Consider the following 21,388-nt stretch of genomic DNA (forward strand, 5'->3'; position numbering starts at 1 on the left):
CAACAGGCAAACCGATGCGCTTTTTTACTAACCTGCGACTGCTACAACTCATCGACAGTGCCCTGCTCATCCTCTTGCTGGGGGTCATTGCCGTATTGCTGTGGTTTAGCCTGAGTGACGTTTCCAACAAAGCTCAACAAAATCAACAACACGCCACGGTATCGCTGCAATCCGCTTACGACGCTTTCCAGCAGCAAATCAAGTTAGAAACCCAGATTGACGAGCAACGTGACGCACTTAATACACTTAACGATGCCTTATTCAGCTTCGCCAGCAACCCCAACAGTGACCGCAGCGGTTTAGCGCACCTGCAAACCTTATCCCAACGACTACAAGAAGAAAGTGAACAGCTATTGCAGGTATGGCCGAGCAATGCAGACGCCGAACTCAAAGCGCAATTTGAAGAAGTCACAGGCATTATGACTGGACTCGCTTATGAACTGGAAAGCTTATCACCGGGACACTGGAAACAACTGGCACAGGATGCCCAAGACACCACCCGCGATGCCCAAGAACTGATAGAAGAGCTGGAAACATTGGACGATGCCATGGCGCAACAAGTCACAGCGGCAATCCAGCAATCTATCGCCAGCAATACCGACAACACCGCACAAATGGCAACCCGACTGGAAACCATCAAACACCGTACCCTTTGGTTTACCGCCGCATTAATCCTTAGTTTGCTTGTCAGTCGTGCTTATTTCTCTGGCACTTTCAAACAACTACTGGAAACCGCCCGCAACGCACAACACGTCGCAGAAGATGCCGTGAAAACCAAAGCACGTTTTCTTGCCACCATGAGCCATGAAATCCGCACCCCGATGAACGGAGTCATTGGCATGACACGTTTGTTAATGAATACGCCGATGAGCAAAAAGCAATCAGAGTTTGTGGAAAGCATTCATCTCAGCGGCGAACATTTGCTTACGGTCATTAATGACGTGCTGGATTTTTCCAAAATGGAAGCGGGCAAGCTGGATTTGAAACGTGAACCGCTCGAACTCCGTGCCTGTATTGAAGACGTACTCAACCTGCTCACCTCCAAAGCCTTGGAGAAAGATTTAGAGCTGGCTTACGCCGTGGGGCCATCCATTCCGCTGTTTATTGAAGGGGACATGGTGCGCCTGCGCCAAGTTCTCACCAATCTGCTCGGCAATGCCATCAAGTTTACCGACAGCGGTGAAATCACCGTATTTGTCATGTTACGCAACCAAGTCGATGGTGAATACGAGCTGGAATTCCAGATCAATGACACCGGCCCCGGTATTCCGGCAGAACGCTTGGAAAGCATTTTTGAGCAATTCAGCCGCGCCGAAGAAACCCTTTCCCACCGTCACGAAGGCACAGGTTTAGGTTTAGCCATTTCACGGCGTTTGGTGGAAATGATGGAAGGACGCATCTGGGCAGAAAGCACCCTCGGTGTGGGTAGCCATTTCCACTTCACCCTCAAAACCCGTCAAGCCGCTGGCAAGCTCAAGCCGTTTTTACACCCCAATATCCCCGAAATTGTCGGCAAACGCATTTTGGTGGTGGAAAACAATCCTGCCAGTAGTCAGGCACTGAGCGACTTTTGTTCCGGTTGGGGCGCGAAAGTGGATAGCGTGAAATCTGTCAGTGATGCGATTGGCTGGATCGCCGTCGGGCGCACTTATGACATCGCACTGGTGGATAGCAATTTACCGGGGGATACGCCGTTAGAATTTGCTAAATACGTGCGCAACCGTTACGACAAACAGACATTACCATTGATTCTGATTGCGCCACCGAATGATCGCCACCCCAAAGACACGGTGCGCGAATTATACAATCTGTATTTAACCAAACCCATTACCCGCAGCCGTTTGTTCGACAGCTTAATGACGGTATTGGGCGAACTCAATTTACTCACCATTCGCCCTGAAATCACCCAAAACAAACTGGGTGAACGCCTGCCATTACGCATCTTACTGGCGGAAGACAATCCGATTAACCAAATTGTCGCCACCTCCATCCTTGATGAAATGGCTTACAAAGCCGACGTGGCGGAAAACGGGCGCGAAGTCATTGAGATGTTGCGCAAAAAACCTTATCACGTCATTTTCATGGATATGCAAATGCCCGAAATGGATGGCTTGGAAGCCACGCGCCGCATCCGTGAAGAATTCCCGGCAGATCGCCAACCGGTGATTATCGCCATGACTGCGAATGCGATGGACTCCGGCAAACAGGAATGTCTCGCTGCGGGTATGAACGATTACATTAGTAAACCCATCTTGCCCGAAACCGTGGAAGCCGCACTGCAACACTGGTGCAGCAAAACCGCTATCGCCACAGGAAACCACCATGCAACTGCTCACGCCTGAAACTTTACGCAGCTTACCGGCTGTTATTTTACCCAAACTGATCAGCCTGTTTAGTAGCACGACTCCGCCATTACTGACAGAAATCCGTCAACATGCCACGCAAGGCGAATGGCAGGCAATGGCGCAAGCAGCTCACAAGCTCAAAGGTTCATGCGTCAGTTTAGGGGCGGAACCGATGGCAAATATCTGTAAATCGTTGCAGCACAAAGGTGAAGCAAACGATTCCAGCGGTGTTGATGAAGAGATCGCCACGTTAACGGCGTTGTATCCGTTAACGTTGGCAGCTTTGCAGGCGATGTGATTACATCCGTTCCATCACTTCGATACCCAAGAGCGCAAGCCCGGTTTGCAAGGTTTGCGCGGTCACTTGCGCTAGGTGCAAGCGGCTGTCGCGCACCTCAGCATCCACGCCCTCTTTCAGAATGGGGCAAGCCTCGTAAAAGCTCATAAAGTTACCCGCCAGTTCGTACAAATAGGTACACAAATGGTTGGGCAAACCTTCTTTCGCCACGCTATCAGTGACTTCGGTAAATTGCAGTAACTTCACTGCCAACACCCGCTCGGCTGACGCTTGCAGCACGATTGACGCATTACCCGTTTCCAATTGCGCACGCCGGAAAATACTTTTAATCCGGGCGTAAGCGTATTGCAGATACGGCGCGGTATTGCCCTCGAAACTGAGCATGGTTTCCCAGTTAAAAATGTAATCAGAGTTACGGTTTTTCGACAAATCCGCGTATTTGACCGCGCCAATGCCCACGGTATGCGCAATCGCACGGCGTTCCGTTTCGTCTAATGTTGGGTTCTTTTCTGTCACCAGCGCGAAAGCACGTTCTTCAGCCTCCGTTAGCAACTCCACCAATTTCACTGTGCCACCCGTGCGGGTTTTAAACGGCTTGCCATCTTCGCCGAGCATATTGCCAAACGGCATGTGTTCCAGTGAAATATCAGTGCGCACAAAGCCTGCTTTGCGTGCCAAGGTAAACACTTGCTGAAAATGCAACGACTGACGCGCATCGGTGAAATACAAGGCACGGTCAATATTCAGCACACTACTGCGATAACGCAATGCTGCCAAATCGGTGGTGGCATACAAATAACCACCGCCTGTTTTCTGCACAATAATTGGCGTAATGCTGCCATCCTTGTTTTTGAACTCCTCAAGGAAAACGCACTGCGCACCTTGGTCTTCCACCAACAAACCACTAGCCTGCAAATCACTGACCACTTGTGCTAAATCCGCGTTGTAAGCACTTTCCGGTTTCACATCTGCCCGCGTCAGACTTACGCCTAAACGCTCATACACCGCTTCGCAATGGTGCAGGGAAATGTCGATAAACTGCTGCCACCAAGCCAGACATTCCGCATCACCGGATTGCAGCTTCACCACGTAATCACGCGCCGTATCGGCAAATTGCGGTTCATCATCGAAACGCTTTTTAGCCTCGCGGTAAAAGGTTTCAAGGTCAGCCAATTGCGGAGCAACACCACTCACTCCACCGTGTTGTTCCGCCATGCTCACCATGTGCGCAATTAGCATCCCGAACTGCGTTCCCCAATCCCCAACGTGATTTTGACGAATCACCTTATGGCCTTGGAACTCCAGCACCCGTGCCACCGCATCGCCGATAATGGTGGAACGCAAATGACCGACGTGCATTTCTTTCGCCAGATTCGGGCCGGAATAGTCGATCACTATGGTTTGGGCTTCGACTTCGCTCAGCCTACGAGCCACAGATCCCTGAGCGGAGCCGAAGGGAACAAGCATTTCTGCCAGCCACACATTCTTCAAATGGATATTGATGAAACCCGGCCCCGCCACTTCCAGCTTTTCCGCCAGATCGGATAAATCCAGCGTTTCCAGCAAGCGGGTAGCGAGTTCACGCGGATTCAGTTTCAACTGCTTGGCTGCCGCCATTACCCCATTGGCCTGATAATCGCCAAATTCCGGGCGTGCGGAAGGTTTCACAATGGCGGTGACATTGGCAGGTGCGCCGAGGGCGTGCAGCGCGGCGGTTATACGATCATCAAGCAGTTGGCGAATATTCATCTGGCTCACAACAGTGGAATCAAAACGGGGATTTTATGCGGCTTGCCGCGTAGAATCCACCTTATGAACACCGCACATCTCCATCTAGCTGACGGTCGCCGCGTGGATTACCTGATCCAGACATCGGCGCGGGCGCGTTGTGTACGCATGAAGCTCTCCGCGCAGCAAGGTTTAGTCGTGGTAAAACCCGCCACAACGCCACACCATTACGTCACCGAATGGGTCAATAGCAAAGCCGCGTGGATTGCCAAACACTGGCAGCCTCAAGTTATCGCCCCCGCTACCCCACAAGATTTACCCGAACGCATTGAATTATTGGCACTGGGCGAAACCTTTCAGGTGATTTATCAAGCAGAAGCCAGTAATGGCGTAACCTTACGCAGCGAGCCTGAGCGGATATTGCGTATCAGCGGCTTAATAGAGGAACACACGTTATGCCATCAAGTATTGCGACGGTGGTTACAACGTTATGCTAAACAACGTTTAGGGGAATGGTTGACGCAATTAGCGCAGGAAACCGGACTGAGTTACCAAGCCTACAGCGTGAAGGGGCAGCGCAGCCGTTGGGGAAGTTGTTCTAACCAAGGCAATATCAATCTCAATTACAAGCTGCTGTTATTGCCGCCTGCATGGGCGCGTTACACCATGATCCATGAGTTGTGCCACACGGTCGAGTTAAATCATTCCAAACGGTTTTGGGCATTAGTGACGCAATTCGCGCCAGATTACCCGGAGATTCACCATGCAATGCGCGGCGCAATGGCGGAGTTACCGCATTGGGTACAAGTGGATTAAACAGAAATCGCCTGATTAGGCGTTGTCGTTATCGACTAACATGACCCGCGCAATCGCGGTTTCGCGGTCAATTTCAAAGCGTAATGTGCAATATTCCGGCTGCTCACACACGGGGGTCGGGTCATCTGAACAACAGCTTCCGGCAATCACACCGCTGTAAAAAATACCGGCCTTGACTTGCAATTGAGTCGCGGTAGCGGCAGTTTCCATCACCAAAACGGTAAGCGTGGTTTCAGCACTGACATGACTGCTGTGTGCCAGCCCCGCCTGAAGCGGTAGCTGGCTGGGATCCAAGGCTTGCACCTCAGCAGCAAACGTTACGGCGAAAGCAGGCGTTCCCCAAGCGGCGACACTGTTACTTAACACCATAACGTTACTATCCACCATCAATCGTTACGCTTCGGCTTACCCTTGTCTTTATCAGACGCAGGTTTTCTGCTAATCGTAGACGGTTTCGGACGACTAGGTGGACGCTCACCGCCAGCAGATTTTTCAGCACGCGGGCGGCGATCCGGGCGTTCACCCGTTTTACCTGCTTCACGACGACGCGGCGGCGCGGAACCGCTACCACCACCAAACGAACGACCACGCCCGCCACCGTCACGCTCTGGACGACGACCGCCGCCGCCACCACCGCTGGTACGGCTTGGTGAATAATCCGCAGCCGATTCACCCGCTGGTTCAATATTGAGCATTTGCCCTGCAACGCGCGTGCGGCGCAAATCGCCCAGAATGTCTTTCGGCATTCCTGCTGGCAAATCCACCAAGCTAAAATCGTCCTGAATGTCGATATGCCCAATGTAACGGCTATCTAAGCCCGCTTCATTCGCAATCGCACCAACGATATTGCCCGGTTTCACCCCATGAGTGCGCCCGACAGCAATGCGGAAACGTTCCATAGGAATGGTTTCTTCATCGCTGCTAAAGGCCGAATTGGCTTTACGCTTACCCGGTTTACGCTGATCCTGCTCACGTTCACGCGCGGAATCCGGGTTATAAGCCGGGTGATTTTTCTTCTCTTCAAGCAACAACGGCGCATCGCCCTGCACCAGTTTCGCCAGTGCTGCGGCAATCTCAATCGCAGGAACATTGTGTTCACGCTCATAAGCTTCCAACAGTTGCGAGAAGAAATCCAAACCCTCTTCTGCCAAAGTATCGGTAATCCGTTGATTGAACAGTGAAATCCGCCGATTATTGATAATCTCGGTGGAAGGCAATTCCATCAAGTCAATCGGTTTGCGGGTAGCACGTTCAATCGCACGCAGCAAATGACGTTCACGCGGGGACACGAACAAAATCGCATCACCACTACGCCCTGCACGCCCGGTACGCCCGATACGGTGGACGTAGGATTCGGTATCCGTCGGAATGTCATAGTTAATGACATGGCTAATGCGTTCCACATCCAAACCACGTGCAGCAACGTCGGTAGCGATCAGGATGTCGATTTTGCCTTTCTTCAACTGATCAATGGTACGTTCACGCACATTCTGCGGAATATCACCATTGAGCGCGACCGCACTGTAACCGCGTGCTTGCAGGCGATCAGCCAGCTCCACGGTTTCCGTTTTGGTGCGCACGAAAATAATCACCGCATCAAATGGCTCGGCTTCGAGGATGCGGGTCAGTGCATCCAACTTGTGCAAACCACTGACTAACCAATAACGCTGACGAATAGTGTCCGCCGTCGTGGTTTTAACCTTGATTTTGACCTCCGCCGGATTGGTCAGATAACTCTGCGCAATGCGGTGAATCGCAGGCGGCATAGTCGCCGAGAACAACGCGATTTGACGGGTTGGCGGGGTTTGCTCCATGATCCATTCGATGTCTTCGATGAAGCCCATGCGCAACATTTCGTCGGCTTCGTCCAGCACCAAAGCTTGCAAACCATCGAGTTTCAGTGAGCCACGACGCAAGTGATCCATCACGCGCCCTGGTGTACCGACGACGACTTGCACGCCGCGTTCCAATTGACGGAATTGGGTACGGTAATCCTGCCCGCCGTAAATCGGCATAACGTGGAAACCGGGGAGCTTACCCGCGTATTTCTGGAACGCTTCAGCCACCTGAATCGCGAGTTCGCGGGTTGGTGCAAGCACCAGAATTTGTGGCCCGGTTTTGCTCATGTCCAAACGTGAGAGCAACGGCAGGGCGAAGGCGGCAGTTTTGCCAGTGCCGGTTTGCGCTTGACCTAATACGTCGCGCCCCTCCAGCAAATAAGGAATGGTTTCAGCCTGAATAGCTGAAGGTGTTTCATAGCCGAGGTCTTGAACTGCTTGCAGGACAGGGGCGGCGAGGCCGAAATCGGCGAAAATGGGGGAAGTATTTATTTCTGGGGACATGGGACGCATAAAGTCAAGAGGAAACCGGGCATTATGCGGTAGTTGGCGATTTAGATAAACCTTTATTTCTGGATAGTGGTCGGATAGTCGCTGAAACCCACCTTATGCGGATATTCTTTGAGCGTCATCGCCGTAACAACACATAAACCGCGCCCGTCCCACCATCCACCGGACGTGCCGAATGGAACGCCAGTACCCTGTCGTGCTGGCGCAACCAATGATTAATTTTCGTTTTTAGCACCGGCCCACGATGATCGGAACGGTTGCCCTTGCCATGAATAATCCGCACGCAATCCCCCATTCCCGGCTGAATCGTGTGCAAGAAAGCCAGCATCATTTGTTTGGCCTGAAGCGCGTTTAGACCATGCAGATCCAATTCCGCAGCGGTGCGGTATTGCCCTGCACGTAATTTACGAAACACTTTAAGCTGGATGCCGGGGCGGTAATAACTCAGCATATCACCCGGTTGTAACTCGGTCGGATCATAAGCATCGGAAAGCATATCGCGAATAACTTGCTGTTCGTCTTCCAATGTCTTAAGCGGTATAGCGGGCGGTTTTCGGGTATGATGGCGCACGTGATTGACAGGGTGTAATGGCGTTACATCCTGCAATTCATCCCGAAATAACGATAGGTCGTCAATGCCCATGAACATACTGCTCAGTAATGATGATGGTTTTCTAGCCCCCGGTATCAACCAGTTGCGTGAAGCGTTGTTAAATGTTGCCCATGTTACCACAGTCGCACCGGATCGGGATTGCAGCGGCGCGAGTAACTCCTTAACCCTGCGTAACCCGTTACGGATGACTACCCACGGCGAAAACTTTTACAGTGTGAATGGCACGCCCACCGACTGCGTACACCTTGGGTTGGGATTGTACGCGCATGACCCTGACATGGTTATTTCCGGCATCAATGCTGGGCCTAATATGGGGGATGATGTGTTGTATTCGGGAACAGTCGCCGCCGCAATGGAAGGGCGTTTTTTGGGCCATCCCGCGTTAGCAGTATCATTGGCTTGTCACCACCATGACACCGAACGCCATTACGCCACGGCGGTTGCGGTCGTCTTACAGTTATTGCAATACGTGCAAAACTACCCCGATCAAAGTCACATGATATTAAACGTCAATGTCCCCAATGTAACGCTGGAACAATTACGCGGCTGGCGCATGACTCGCTTGGGAAACCGCCATCGTTCTGAGCCAGTGATTCGCACCCAAGACCCGCGCGGACGTGAAATTTTCTGGATCGGGCCACCGGGTGATGCGGCGGATGCCGGTGACGGCACGGATTTTCACGCAATTAGCCAACAGTGCGTTTCCATTACCCCGATTCATGCCGATTTAACCCGCCATCAGGCATTAGCGGATTCCCAACGCTGGTTGGAGGCTTGTCATGTCAAAGCGTGAACTCGACATTCAGGGCATTGGCATGACCTCCCAACGTACCCGCAACCGCTTGGTGGAACGTTTATACGAACGCGGCATTCGTAACGAAGCTGTGTTAAAAGCGATTAGCATCACCCCACGCCATTTGTTCGTGGATGAAGCAATGGCGACCCGTGCTTACGAAGACACTGCGTTACCGATTGGTTATGGGCAAACCATTTCGCAGCCTTACATCGTGGCGCGGATGACGGAGCTGTTACTTGCCAACACCCCAACACCGCGCAAAATCCTCGAAGTTGGTACAGGGTCAGGCTATCAAGCCGCGATTCTTGCCGCACTTGTCGCGGAAGTGTTTACCGTGGAGCGCATTGAACCGCTTTACCGCAGTACTCAAGCTTTGCTACGTGACCTCGGACACCGCAATATCCGCACCCGCTTAAGTGACGGCAGTTGGGGCTGGGAACACGAAGCTCCATTCGATGCCATTATTGCCACCGCCGCGCCGGAAAACGTGCCGCCCGCATTATTAGCGCAATTGGCTATTGGTGGCATTTTGGTTATTCCGACGGGTAAACAAGGGCAAAGCCAAGTTTTACAAACCATTACCCGCGACGATGCGGACAAATATTCAACAACACAGCATGAACCCGTGTTATTTGTTCCATTAATTAGCGGGCATTAACAGAAAATCGAGAATGATGTTTGCCAATTGAGAAACTTTTTCTTACAGTTAAGTCCAAACCTTTGAAGCAAACGCCTTCACGAGTGTCCTCGCCTCCCCCGATTTAATAGTGATAAGGTGAAATCATGGAAAGAAAGATGAAACTGGCAGCCGCTATCTCCCTGCTGGGCTTAACCAGCGTCGCGTGCGCCCCCAACCCTTACTGGCAATACCCCGGCAGCCAGAACCGCAGCACCGCAACGACCACACGGACAGCACCCCAAGGCGGTGTTACCCATAACCATTGCGGCAAAGTGCATACACACACATTACCACCACAAGGTTTAGCGCATCACCACGGTGATGGTTGCATGGCAGGCAGTAATACAGCGACAGTAGCACCACCACCCAGCAATACTTACACTTACAACCCGCCTGTTAGTACAAATCCGTATACCAGCAGCACGCCTGTGAACAACTACAATGCTTACAGTGCGCCAAAACCACTGGAAACGAGTACCAGTGGTACGTATTACTACGATTACACTGGTGCGAACAATTACACGACACCAACTGGCGGCACGACCAATACCACCAGCTCAAGCACGACAACCACTGCACCGAGTGCTTATGCGGGTGGTGATACCTACACTGTGCAAAAAGGTGACACCGTATTCCAGGTTATGCGCAATACCGGGGTTTACTGGAAAGACATTATTCGTCTGAATAACCTGCAAGCCCCTGATCACACCATCCATGCAGGTCAAACTTTGCGCTTGAAATAAGCCACTACAGCCATAAAAAAACCCGCGAATAACGCGGGTTTTTCGAGCACACTACACGAAAACGTGTTAACAAACGCCGGTCAGGCAAGACTCATCTTTTTCCTTAGCGACGGAAGAACGCTTGTCTTGGCGAATGTAATTCTGCAATTGGCTGGCTGAAATCGCACCCATGTGGGTATCCACCACTTTACCTTGCGGATCGACGATAAACGTTGTCGGCACACCATAAATCAAACCCAAAGCAAACATGGTGCTATCTTGGGTAGGAACCACTGGAAATGCTAAGTGACGGCTGGTGGCAAATTCCTTCAACTCGTCCGTCGGCGTTTCGCCTGCTTCCATCCCCAACACGACCACTTTGTCTTTGTTACGTTTGGCAATGCTGTTTAATGCCGGTAATTCAGCCACGCACGGCCCGCAGTAGGTTGCCCAATAATTGACAATAACCCACTTGCCACGGTACTGAGAAAACTGGTGTTGTTTCCCGTCAACGTCACGGAAAGAAAAATTGGGTACCTGACTGGTAGCAGCTACAGCGGTAGCAGATGCCAACAATAAGACAGATAACGCGATTGCCCGTTTAAAAAATTTCATCACTCACCCTCAACTTTTGGTTGACTCGATATACACACAACAAAATGTCAGCAATCTTGTTCTAGAAGAAGTATTTTTTATTGTAGAACAGTTTTCGTAAATATCCAGCCTGACCACCAAATCAGCGCATAAAAATACGCCAATCCAGCACTTTCAAGACAATCTTCTTAAGCAAAACTTGCACTCTAACCACCCTTAAAGCGTAAGGGTAAGTGCTGGTAAAAGCCAATGCAAGTGGTATTTTTACGACAAATTTCTGCTACATTACTGACAAAAATCAAAATCTCACTTAATAACGCGATCCTTAAAACGCTTATGAATCACGCTTATTAGCACGTGAAACACGTAATGCCGCAACACCACCCAACAACAGTGCCAGAGCAATTTGCGCCCATTGCGTTAACGTCGGTACTGCGATGTGAGTTGGTTGTGGGGGCGTGCTAGGCTTGCTGGCTGGATCTAACGGATCAGTGCCTGCAACCTTTTCCTCCATGTTGCCATAACCATCGCCGTCAGAATCGTTGTTTGGATCACCATCCTTAGCATCACGCTCATTCATAACACCGTCGTTGTCGGCATCAAGGATGCTGGATTCTAAAGCATCAATTTTTTCATCACCATCGGTGTCCTTCGGATTGTTGATGTCAGCACCCACCTCTGCGCCATCCTCTTCACCATCGCCATCGGTATCTGCTTTTTTCGGATCAGTGCCTAATGTGCCTTCTTCCGTATTAGTCAAACCATCAGCGTCATCGTCCGTGGATGTGCTAGGCTTGCTGGCTGGATCTAACGGATCAGTGCCTGCAACCTTTTCCTCCATGTTGCCATAACCATCACCGTCAGAATCGTTGTTTGGATTACCGTCTTCCGCATCACGCTCGTTCACAACACCATCATTGTCGGCATCAAGAATACTGGATTCTAACGCATCAATTTTAGTGTCTTTATCCGTATCCTGCGGGTTGTTCAGATCGGAACCCACTTCGGTTTTGTCGTTTTTGCCGTCGTCATCCGTATCCGCTTTCAATGGATCCGTTTTAGTGACTTTTACTTCCTCGCGATCACTTAAACCGTCATTATCGCTATCGGCTTTTTTCGGATCAGTGCCTAATGTGCCTTCTTCAGCGTTGGTCAAACCATCGCTATCATCATCGGCACTACCATCCGGGTCTTCTGAGCAGTTTACTGCACCACCGTAACTGCCTAAATAATGGTTTTCATTGGAAGTCCACATGGGATCATTAGCATTACGCCTCCATCCTTTATTGATAAAGAAGTTTGCTACATTACGGCTATTAAGCTCTGCCATAACGTTAAATAAATCATCATCAGGCATTACTTCAACACCTGACAAACAACCACTTGCCGCCGCGAAACTGAATGCTTCAACTTCTTGCATCGACTGCAAGGCAAAAACATTCAATTGCCTAATATCCATAATGAACGTCAAATAATCGAAGTCGGCATTATCGACCTGGCACTCGCGCGTTGAACTGCAACTACCGTCATCTTCTTCTGCGCGTACTTCTTCAACCGTCCATGTCGTTTTATCAACAGACTGGATACTATTGTCCGTAAAAGCGAAGCGATCCGCCCCCGTCAAATGCGGAACACGCACCGTCACTGTCGCACCGCTGTAACTTTCATCCGGCAAAGGTGTACTCGTAGGTTGCAGGAATACATGGTAACGGCTGTCTGTGGCATCCCATGCAATACGGTATTTAACCCCATCACCTGCTCCTGCTGCCAAGGCTGGTTGCCACGCCTGCATCAAAATTAGTAACACGCCCCCGCTACATAGCAATTTTGTTATTGTTGTTTTCATTGTATTTACCAGCCATTCAATTATTGTTATCTGTCAATCTAAGCAATGACTGGATCAAAAGGCCAGTCATTGCGGGTTCAATTACGGCAACTGTTGCCAAATGATGAAGTTTGTAATCAGATCCGTATTCTTTGGATGCAATAACACATTCGCCAAGAGTACGTTTATATCATTACGCCGCCCTGAATAAATCGTATCACCATCCAGATTAAAGTCTGTCGACAGATAGCCGGACAGAATGTAGTTAATGGTTGGCTCCGCGCTTCCTTTTTCAATTTGCGTATTCCAGACATTAAATAACACCACCGAGGTATCATTAATCGGACCACTAGCAACCACACGCGTATTCATATCCGCATTACCGCCCCACAACAGTGCCACATCATTCGTGCCATCTCTATTCATATCCACTAACAAACGCGCGTGGGTTCCCCATGTTGCGGTGCTGGGTTTCCCAAAATCCACGGCAGCAATCGGTGAGTTTGCTAAAGCGATGGGGGCAGCCGTCATTACTCCCAAGTGGTTACGATGACGTGCTGTCACGTAATAGTTTCCTTTAGTCAAGCCTTGGAAGCTCAAGGTGGTTTCCCCGGTTGCCGCATCCATCACATCACCGTCACGCTGTAGTAAAACAGCCTTACGCGCCTTTATGGTGGTTGGCGTGGTTGCATCACGGATTTCCACTAATATCCAATCGACAGGAGCGTTGTTACCTGTGGTGGTTAACAGACTGGGTTTTACCGTTTCTGTTCCTGTATAACCAAAGGCAACATCCACGTAAGGCTGATTGCTTGGTATTAAATTGCGCGTGCGTAAATTATCGAGCATGGTTTGCGTAGTGCTGTCATAAGGGCCTTGCAACAGCAGTTTCAACTGCAACTTCACTTCCAGTACGGTAGCATCGTCGGAATCCACTTCATCCTTGATACCGTCTTTATCCGCATCCGCCGTTGCAGATTCTTTCCAGTCGGGCTTGCCATCGCCGTCGGTGTCTTTGCACTTACCATTCACTAACGGTGAACATTCAGCCGCATCGGTTTTCCCGTCACCATCGGTATCGGTGCTGGAATCATCTGTTGCTGAATCGCCTTTTTGTACGCCGGTTGTACCTTCATTCACGCTCGGTGTATTGGTATTGTCGGAATCTGCATCATTCGGATCAGTACCCAGCGCGGTTTCCACACTGTCTTCAACGCCATCACCATCGTCATCGAGATCAACATCGTTGCTTTGACCGTCACCGTCTTGATCACATTTGGGAGAGTTTATGCTAGGCACGCAAGCATTGGCGTTATCCACGTCTTGCTCGTCTTTAATACCGTCACCGTCACTGTCTAAAATCGCCGATTCTTGCCAATCAGGAATACCATCTGCATCGCTGTCTTTACACTTACCGCCCACTAATGGCGCACATTCGCTGGCATCGGGCTTACCGTCTGCATCGGTATCCGTTTTGGAATCATCCCCGGCGGAAGCCCCTTGTTGCGTACCGCCCATGCCTTCATTAACGGCTGGTGTATTGGTATTGTCAGAGTCCGCATCGTTCGGATTAGTACCCAAAGCTACTTCGACGGTATCGTCAACACCATCAGCATCATCATCCGTATCAACATCATTGGATTGACCATCACCGTCTTGATCGCACTTAGCGGCTTTAGGATCTGGAACGCAAGCATTGGCATTGTCAGTATCCTGTTCGTCTTTAATCCCATCATTATCACTATCCAGAATCGCCGATTCCTGCCAGTCGGGTTTACCATCCCCATCGCTGTCTTTACATTTGCCAGCAACTAACGGGGCGCACTCATTCGCATCGGTTTTGCCATCGCCATCGGTATCGGTTTTGGAATCGTCACCAGCGGAACTACCTTTTTGAACGCCGCTAGTACCCTCATTCACAGGCGTGGTGTTGGTATTGTCAGAATCTGCATCATTTGGATCAGTGCCCAGTGCCGTCTCTACCGTATCGTCGACACCATCATTATCATCATCCATGTCAGCATCATTGGTTTGACCGTCACCGTCTTGGTCACATTTGGCAGCTTTCGGGTTTGGAACACACGCATTGGCATTATCACTGTCTTGTTCATCTTTCAGCCCGTCATTATCGCTGTCCAAAATGGCGGATTCCTGCCAATCGGGTTTACCATCACCATCACTGTCTTTGCACTTGCCAGCGGATAGCGGCTCACACTCGCTGGCATCGGCTTTGCCGTCACCATCGGTATCGGTTTTAGAATCGTCACCCGCAGAACTACCTTGTTGAACGCCACTAGTGCCTTCATTCACGGATGCGGTATTGGTATTATCAGAATCCGCATCGTTCGGGTCTGTACCCAGTGCGACTTCGGTCGTATCTGCTACACCATCACCATCATCATCGGTATCCGCATCATTAGTTTTGCCATCACCGTCTTGGTCACACTTCGCCGCTTTAGGATCAGGCACGCAAGCATTATTGTCATCGGCATCTAATTCATCGACAACACCGTCACTGTCTTTATCCACCTTGGTGGATTCCAGCACATCATTTTTGCCATCACCATCAGCGTCCGCAGCAACTGGGGCTGCCGTGCCGTATTCCGCACCGTCTTTTTTACCATCACCATCGGTATCAGGATTGCGCGGATCAGAACCAATGATTTCCTCAATTCCGTCTTTCAAGCCATCGCTGTCGCTGTCGAAACTTTTACTACAATCAGCCGGGCCACCAACAACGCTGCGGTAGTTATTATCCGACATGCTGCCCCAACCCATATTGGTAAAGTGATTACCGGGATTAGTGCTCGTTGCATTTTGCCCCCCAGGAATATTGTTAGGATCGAAAGGATCGTCATCAGGCATAATCTCTACCAAACCGATACAACCTGCGGCATTGGTAAAACTGAACACCTCTTGTTCTTGATTCGCACGCCACGCAAAAATACCGCGATTATTGCCTTTAATAGTCAATTCAAAGGACATGTAATCTTTATCTGGATTTTCCTTAGGCGCGTCCACCCGCGACTCATCACCATCACCCGACCATGAAGTATTAGTGACTGCACTCAGCAAATCTGATACCGCAAAACGGTTTAACCCCTCAGTATGTGGCGCACGCACCGTCACCTGAGCCGTCAACGACTGATCAGGTGACGGGGTTTTCGTTGGGGTCATATATACCCGGTAACGATCAGCGTACACATCCCAACGGATACGGTAATCCAAAGTTTGTTCCGCCCACGCAGCTTGCCCCAAGGACAACAACGTGAACGCACTCAGCGCGAGATACTTGCGTAGTATTCTGGACGACATGGATAAGCTCTCTCGATAATTTTTATAATGTAGCGATCAGGAATATCAAACCCATAATCACACTAGCTTATTTAGCGCACTTAATCATCGCGCCGTCATTACCCTGGTAATTGTTTTGACTAACATCCCCCCAACCCAAGTTGGCAAAATGATTGCCCGGATTGGTATTAGCCGAGTTAGGTGCGACGTTAAATGGATCAGCATTACCCATCAAGGTCACGTCATTGACGCAACCGCCCTCATTTTGAAAGCTAAAAACAAGCTGTTCCGTATTCGCTTTCCATGCAAAGTTGCGTGCACTACCGCCCTTTAAACCCACAAAAGAAAAGGAAATGTAGTCGTGTGCAACATCTTCGCTGGGCGCGTTCACCCGTGATGCTTCCACCCATTCAGCACCCTTTACCGCACTGGTCAACTGTGCGACCTGAAACGCAGGCTCATGCGGCACTTTAATAGTGACTTGCCCGCTCAAACTCAGATCAGGCTTAGGTGTGACCGTAGGCTTCATTAAAACTTGATAAGTTTTACCGTCAGCCGCTAACGCCAAACGGTAAGTCAACACCTGCCAAGGTTTACCGGGAGCTTCAGCAGCACTCACTGGTGGCGGCTCTTGTGCCATTGCGTAGGATGAAAACAGCCCCAATTCAACAACGCTCAACACCAAGAAAAGTGCCCATGAAGGCTTATGCATTATCATTGTTTGCCTCTCGAAACATCGCATGTTTTGATTTTTATATAGGATGATTGTAAAACGTTTCGGATAAAATGAAACTTTTTAATGACAAACGGCAAGCACCCGTTGCGCAACAAGCACTTGCCCTCCCCTTGTAAACCTAAAAGCCTTATTTCCTAGCCTGTTACTCAGCTATCCCCGCCAACACTGAATGCAACTCACGTCCCCACGCGGATGGCATTGCATAACCTTGATACACCTGCTCCCCGGCTTCGCGCAAATGCTCACCAAGACGCATAATGTGCGGGTAAGGCTGCTGCAACGAAAATCCCATGATCTCGTCCAGCAACAATGATTCCATCAAAAAATGGTAAGCATCAATCACTTCCTGCTGCGGATGTTGGTAATAAAAAGGACGCGGTAACTCATCCGCATAAATGCCGGGGTACTGTGGTGCGAAATACTTGGCGGTTACTGCGCGGTAAATGTCCGGGGTTTTGCGAATCCCCTCGCTGGGCAGTCCGAAATAACCGGCAATTTTACGATTAAAGCCTTCCGCCGCCCGATTGATCAAAGTCATGCGCTCGTGTGCCAAGCTTGACGAACGATCTCCGGTTGCTGAAATGTAACGCCAACCAAAGCCCACTCGCTCAAACAACAAGTACATCAGCTCTTCACTGGTGCGCCCACACCGCTCATAAAACGGGTGCAATAACGCAAAATAATACTGCGCAAAACTCACCAAACAATGAATCGAAGTTTCATCCACAGTTTGCAGCAAACTTTCCACTTTATTCGCATACACTGCTAACAAAGGTGGCAAGTTCGCGGGTGTCGGTGCGTTAAAACGAAAATCCCCAAATCCGGCTTGAATACCACGCACTTCGCCCGCGATGCTTTGCACATTTTCCGCGTACAAGCGTTTATGCTGCGACGGATAAAGCATCATTGCCTCATTCCCCGCCATGCCAAGAAAATGCACGCAACGCAGTTGATCAATAAATGCATCGCGGTATTCCGCCACAATTTGCGGCAACAAGGCATGAAAACGTGCTGATAAAAACTGATCACGGGAATCGACTGCCGTGCGTGAATAACAATTACTCACGGCTAATCCCTGTGCTGAGCGATAAGGAAAGCGGCTATCCAACGGATACAAATGTTTCACATCGCATTCCGTCAACGCCGGGGACAACGCAGTACCCTGCCATACCTTATCGAAGAAACAGTGCGCTGAAACTAACGCACCTCTGAATTGCGCTGAATTCTGGAAAAATACCTCCCAAAACTGCACGAATTTACGCCGAACATCCTTGTCGTCCGTATCCATTGATGACACTCCCTCGCCATTGTTACCGTTACGTTACACAACCTATGGGAGGAGTATAGAAAGCTTTTTGCCAAAATCATGACCGCTTGTCATACAAATGTCACAAATCGCCATAAAGTATCAATAGCGTGCATTTAACGCTGTTGCCGCTGCCGTTGTTGCCGCCATTGCCACAGTCTTTCGCCCAATAACGCCAGTAACAACACCGTGTAAACCAGCGGCATGTCGGTGCGGGCTTTGCTATCGGCTAACCACCAAAAGTGCAGCACCCCTAACAAGCTCAATGGGTAAATCAAGCGGTGTAGCCGTTGCCAATCGCGTCCCAGCCGCCGTATTGCCGCCTTAAACGAAGTCGCCGCCAACGGAACCATTAACACAAAAGCCAGCATCCCCACAGTAATGAACGGACGTTCAAGGATGTCATACCCGATTTCCGGCCAGTCGAAAAACTGATCCAGCCACAAATAACTTAACAAGTGCAGCGTGCCGTAAAAAAATGCAAACAACCCCAACATACGCCGCAACCGCAAACCCTGCCCCCAGCCAATCTGACGACGCAAGGTTGACAATAACAAGGTCAACAGTAAAAACCGCAAACCCCATTCCCCCAAACTGCGGGTAATGGTTTCAATCGGATTCGCCCCTAGCGTATCGTGCCACACGCCCCAGCCCAGCAAGGCTAGCGGCAATAACGCCAACACGAATACTGCCGGTTTAAACCCACGGCTGAAATACGGCTCAGGTAGTTGCATTAGAAATTCTTCCGTAAATCCATGCCGCTGTACAAACTCGCCACCTGCTCGGCGTACCCATTGAACGCCAAGGTATCGCGCTTACGAAACTCACCGATGCGACGTTCCTTACGCTGACTCCAGCGCGGGTGATCGACGTCCGGGTTTACGTTGGCATAAAACCCGTACTCATCGGGGGCAGAACGCCCCCAACTGGTGTGCGGCTCTTGCTCCACAAAGCTGATTCTGACAATCGACTTAATGCTTTTAAACCCGTATTTCCAAGGCACGACCAAACGCAGCGGCGCACCGTTTTGCCCCGGCAACGCCTTACCGTACAAACCGGTGGCAATAAAACTTAACGGGTGCATTGCCTCATCAATGCGCAAACCTTCGGTGTAAGGCCATTCCAACACTTGGCGTTTTTGCCCCGGCATTTGCTTTGGGTCAACCAAGGTTTCAAAACGCACGTATTTGGCTTGAGAAGTCGGTTCAAAACGCTTGAGTAAATCCGCCAAAGGGAAACCCAACCAAGGAATTACCATCGACCAGCCTTCCACGCACCGCAAACGGTAAATGCGCTCTTGATCGGGATGTGGCTTGAGGATGTCTTCTAACGTTAATTTACCGGGCTTGGCACATGCACCATCGACGGTAACGCTCCAAGGCGAGGTTTTCAACAAATGGGCGTGTTTTGCCGGATCTTCCTTACCCGTACCAAACTCATAAAAATTGTTGTATTGGGTAATGTCATCATAAGGGGTGGAAGCTTCATCTGTCGCAGCATTCGCCAATAACGGTAAACCAGCGGCACTCAGCAAACCAATACCACCCAAGGTTTTAAGAAATTCACGACGGCGTTGGTAAATCGCGTAATCGGTCACTTGCGCTTCGGAAATGGTGGGACGTTTGATCAACATGATGCGGTTCTCCTGTTTTTTAGTATTACGTACTGAAAACAGGTTTGGATGCAAACACCCTTAAAAAAACCAGCACCGCATGAGGGGACACACGGTGCAATTGGGCTTTCCAGAGATTTAATTTTGTTATACGACCAAAGACAAAGCGGGAAAGGGCTGGGTTCCCGCGTAACCACTTCCTGTGTTTTTTATAATTTCGGACTTCCTGTCACGGGTTTTCATCATCTGTCTCTAGTTGGGCTGATTCTGTCACAAGCTGAACGAAATGTGAATGAAAACTTAACGAAAGCTGAACAAAAAGATTTAATACCCGATAAGCTCAGCCGACTGATTAAAAAACAACCTATCACGGAAAATTGATTCAGATCAAACCACTTATACCTTCATCCACAATGTTATCCACAGGGTTATTCACGGATTCTGGGGATAAATCCACAACACAAATTAAGAAAGAAACACCCAATCCATCGGCGAACTACGCAAAGTCAGTTGCTCACCGTTCAATTCCAGCACTTCACTTAACTTCACAAAGTCCTGATCGCTCACCACAAACAAGTAAGGATTCCCGTCTTCCAACAGTTTGTTAACGGCAAAACGGGTATTTTTGTTGTCAAAGGTGTACGGCTTACCCGCACGAATTGCATCCCAATATTGCTGCAACTGCTGGCGATACCACGTTTTTGCTGCTTTACGAAACAAATACGGGTAAATCGGCAAACTGTCAGTAAGTTGTTGCAGGTCAGTGATTTGCACTCCCGCCAACGTCTGATCGTGAAACCACAAATTATGCATCACAGTAGTAGCAGCTTTTTGGGGATTTTTTGCCAAATACGCTTGTTTGCGTCGCGCACTGGTTTGCGCCAACTTGGTTCCGCTGATCAAAATATCCCGCAATCGTCCCGCCAACGTCATAAAGAAATACGGATAAACCAAACCTTCCTTGAGCAATTGGTAGTTGACGCTTTGCTTCAGACGCTCGGCTAATTGGGCTTTACTGAGATCTGTCCCGTCCGGGGTATCGGTGTCACCGGGAAAAACCCAAGCAATTGGTCGCCCGTTTTTCTCCACTTCACTGGTCACAATGTAACCGGGAATCACGTCTTGTAACTTGTCTTTCACCCAAACTTCTTGTCCATCGCGGATAAAGCACGCTTTGTCGATCCAGGTATTTTTACCCCACGACCGCCATTCAGCCTTACCAACCCCCAACAACTCCATGAATTTCGCGGTGGCTGCTTGCGCAATCGCGGGCGGTTGATGATAACCACCGGGGCTGGGTTTGGTTTGCAAGGCGGTTTCTTTGCCTTTGACATCAGCGGGCGTTGGCGGACTTTCCGGGGAATAATGGGTTTCCAGCGCGTCAATACCTTGCAAACGCAATTGCACCGCGCCTTCACCTGCCTGCAACTTAGTGTCAAACAAGTCTTTATTGTCACCACCAAGTGCTTCCCAATGCGCGGCGTTACGCGCCCGAAACATCATGGAATCGCCATCTGGTGAAAACCCGACAACGTGAAAAGAACCCTTGATCAGTGTGTATTTCATACGCGCTCCCTTGCCTTTGGTGTAAATGGACGTTTATTAAACACCAATAGCTCACAAAAAACACCCGTGGCTGTAGTATGATTTCACCTTAAAACCTGCCCACAAGGATT

At 50.0% G+C, this 21,388-nt stretch carries 19 protein-coding genes; 7 read left to right on the plus strand and 12 right to left on the minus strand.

Annotated elements, in window-relative coordinates:
- Positions 1–14 precede the first annotated feature (14 nt).
- Together J9260_RS13405 and J9260_RS13410 are read left to right on the plus strand one after the other, a co-directional pair.
- Positions 15–2,342: a hybrid sensor histidine kinase/response regulator gene (locus tag J9260_RS13405; protein WP_210218233.1), complete on the plus strand. Its 2,328-nt coding sequence runs from the start codon at positions 15–17 to the stop codon at positions 2,340–2,342.
- Positions 2,323–2,643, plus strand: a complete 321-nt coding sequence (locus tag J9260_RS13410) for an Hpt domain-containing protein (protein WP_210218234.1) — start codon at positions 2,323–2,325, stop codon at positions 2,641–2,643. The genes J9260_RS13405 and J9260_RS13410 overlap by 20 nt, the downstream gene beginning before the upstream one ends.
- Here the strand turns inward: J9260_RS13410 and argS are convergent, their stop codons facing one another.
- A complete protein-coding gene (gene argS, locus J9260_RS13415) occupies positions 2,644–4,392 on the minus strand; it encodes an arginine--tRNA ligase (protein WP_210218235.1) in 1,749 nt (582 codons plus the stop codon).
- 63 nt (positions 4,393–4,455) lie between these two features.
- On the opposite strand from argS, the gene J9260_RS13420 reads away from it, so the two are divergent.
- A complete protein-coding gene (locus J9260_RS13420) occupies positions 4,456–5,187 on the plus strand; it encodes a M48 family metallopeptidase (RefSeq protein WP_210218236.1) in 732 nt (243 codons plus the stop codon).
- A gap of 15 nt (positions 5,188–5,202) precedes the next feature.
- On the opposite strand, the gene J9260_RS13425 is transcribed toward J9260_RS13420, so the two are convergent.
- The 3 genes from J9260_RS13425 to J9260_RS13435 all read right to left on the minus strand — a co-directional run bounded on the left by J9260_RS13425 (position 5,203) and on the right by J9260_RS13435 (position 8,178).
- A complete protein-coding gene (locus J9260_RS13425) occupies positions 5,203–5,556 on the minus strand; it encodes a hypothetical protein (RefSeq protein ID WP_210218237.1) in 354 nt (117 codons plus the stop codon).
- A gap of 17 nt (positions 5,557–5,573) precedes the next feature.
- On the minus strand, positions 5,574–7,529 hold the full coding sequence (locus J9260_RS13430) for a DEAD/DEAH box helicase (protein WP_210218238.1): 1,956 nt from the start codon (positions 7,527–7,529) through the stop codon (positions 5,574–5,576).
- Between the two features lie 124 nt (positions 7,530–7,653).
- Positions 7,654–8,178 carry a Smr/MutS family protein gene (locus tag J9260_RS13435; RefSeq protein ID WP_228292262.1) on the minus strand — a complete coding sequence of 175 codons (525 nt, stop codon included), beginning with the start codon at positions 8,176–8,178 and terminating at the stop codon, positions 7,654–7,656.
- Here J9260_RS13435 and surE point away from each other — a divergent pair.
- The 3 genes from surE (at position 8,177) to J9260_RS13450 (ending at position 10,366) form a co-directional block, all read left to right on the plus strand.
- Positions 8,177–8,941 carry a 5'/3'-nucleotidase SurE gene (gene surE, locus J9260_RS13440; RefSeq protein WP_210218240.1) on the plus strand — a complete coding sequence of 255 codons (765 nt, stop codon included), beginning with the start codon at positions 8,177–8,179 and terminating at the stop codon, positions 8,939–8,941. The two genes, J9260_RS13435 and surE, sit on opposite strands and share 2 nt — an antisense overlap.
- Positions 8,928–9,602: a protein-L-isoaspartate(D-aspartate) O-methyltransferase gene (locus J9260_RS13445; protein WP_210218241.1), complete on the plus strand. Its 675-nt coding sequence runs from the start codon at positions 8,928–8,930 to the stop codon at positions 9,600–9,602. Before surE ends, J9260_RS13445 begins: the two co-directional genes overlap by 14 nt.
- A gap of 125 nt (positions 9,603–9,727) precedes the next feature.
- Positions 9,728–10,366 (plus strand): LysM peptidoglycan-binding domain-containing protein, encoded by a 639-nt coding sequence (locus J9260_RS13450; protein WP_210218242.1) that lies wholly within the window; start codon positions 9,728–9,730, stop codon positions 10,364–10,366.
- Between the two features lie 66 nt (positions 10,367–10,432).
- Here J9260_RS13450 and J9260_RS13455 read toward each other — a convergent pair whose 3' ends face one another.
- From J9260_RS13455 to msrP, 7 genes are all read right to left on the minus strand, one after another.
- Positions 10,433–10,960 (minus strand): TlpA family protein disulfide reductase, encoded by a 528-nt coding sequence (locus tag J9260_RS13455; protein WP_210218243.1) that lies wholly within the window; start codon positions 10,958–10,960, stop codon positions 10,433–10,435.
- 313 nt (positions 10,961–11,273) lie between these two features.
- Complete coding sequence (locus J9260_RS13460; RefSeq protein WP_210218244.1) at positions 11,274–12,746, minus strand: IPTL-CTERM sorting domain-containing protein; 1,473 nt, start codon at positions 12,744–12,746, stop codon at positions 11,274–11,276.
- Positions 12,747–12,866: 120 nt separating this feature from the next.
- Positions 12,867–16,079 carry a hypothetical protein gene (locus J9260_RS13465; protein WP_210218245.1) on the minus strand — a complete coding sequence of 1,071 codons (3,213 nt, stop codon included), beginning with the start codon at positions 16,077–16,079 and terminating at the stop codon, positions 12,867–12,869.
- Between the two features lie 67 nt (positions 16,080–16,146).
- Positions 16,147–16,770, minus strand: a complete 624-nt coding sequence (locus J9260_RS13470; RefSeq protein ID WP_210218246.1) for a cadherin — start codon at positions 16,768–16,770, stop codon at positions 16,147–16,149.
- A 166-nt stretch (positions 16,771–16,936) separates the two neighbouring features.
- Positions 16,937–18,082, minus strand: coding sequence for a Fic family protein (locus tag J9260_RS13475; RefSeq protein ID WP_210218247.1), 1,146 nt, complete (start codon positions 18,080–18,082; stop codon positions 16,937–16,939).
- A 134-nt stretch (positions 18,083–18,216) separates the two neighbouring features.
- Entirely contained in the window at positions 18,217–18,834 is a 618-nt protein-coding gene (locus tag J9260_RS13480; protein ID WP_210218248.1) for a protein-methionine-sulfoxide reductase heme-binding subunit MsrQ, read from the minus strand.
- Positions 18,834–19,733: a protein-methionine-sulfoxide reductase catalytic subunit MsrP gene (gene msrP, locus J9260_RS13485; protein ID WP_210218249.1), complete on the minus strand. Its 900-nt coding sequence runs from the start codon at positions 19,731–19,733 to the stop codon at positions 18,834–18,836. The genes J9260_RS13480 and msrP overlap by 1 nt, the downstream gene beginning before the upstream one ends.
- 48 nt (positions 19,734–19,781) lie before the next feature.
- On the opposite strand from msrP, the gene J9260_RS13490 reads away from it, so the two are divergent.
- Positions 19,782–20,093 (plus strand): hypothetical protein, encoded by a 312-nt coding sequence (locus J9260_RS13490; protein ID WP_210218250.1) that lies wholly within the window; start codon positions 19,782–19,784, stop codon positions 20,091–20,093.
- 84 nt (positions 20,094–20,177) lie between these two features.
- On the opposite strand, the gene J9260_RS13495 is transcribed toward J9260_RS13490, so the two are convergent.
- Positions 20,178–21,278 carry a hypothetical protein gene (locus tag J9260_RS13495; protein ID WP_210218251.1) on the minus strand — a complete coding sequence of 367 codons (1,101 nt, stop codon included), beginning with the start codon at positions 21,276–21,278 and terminating at the stop codon, positions 20,178–20,180.
- Between the last annotated feature and the right edge of the window lie 110 nt (positions 21,279–21,388).

This window comes from Thiothrix unzii (assembly GCF_017901175.1).
Lineage (GTDB): Bacteria > Pseudomonadota > Gammaproteobacteria > Thiotrichales > Thiotrichaceae > Thiothrix > Thiothrix unzii.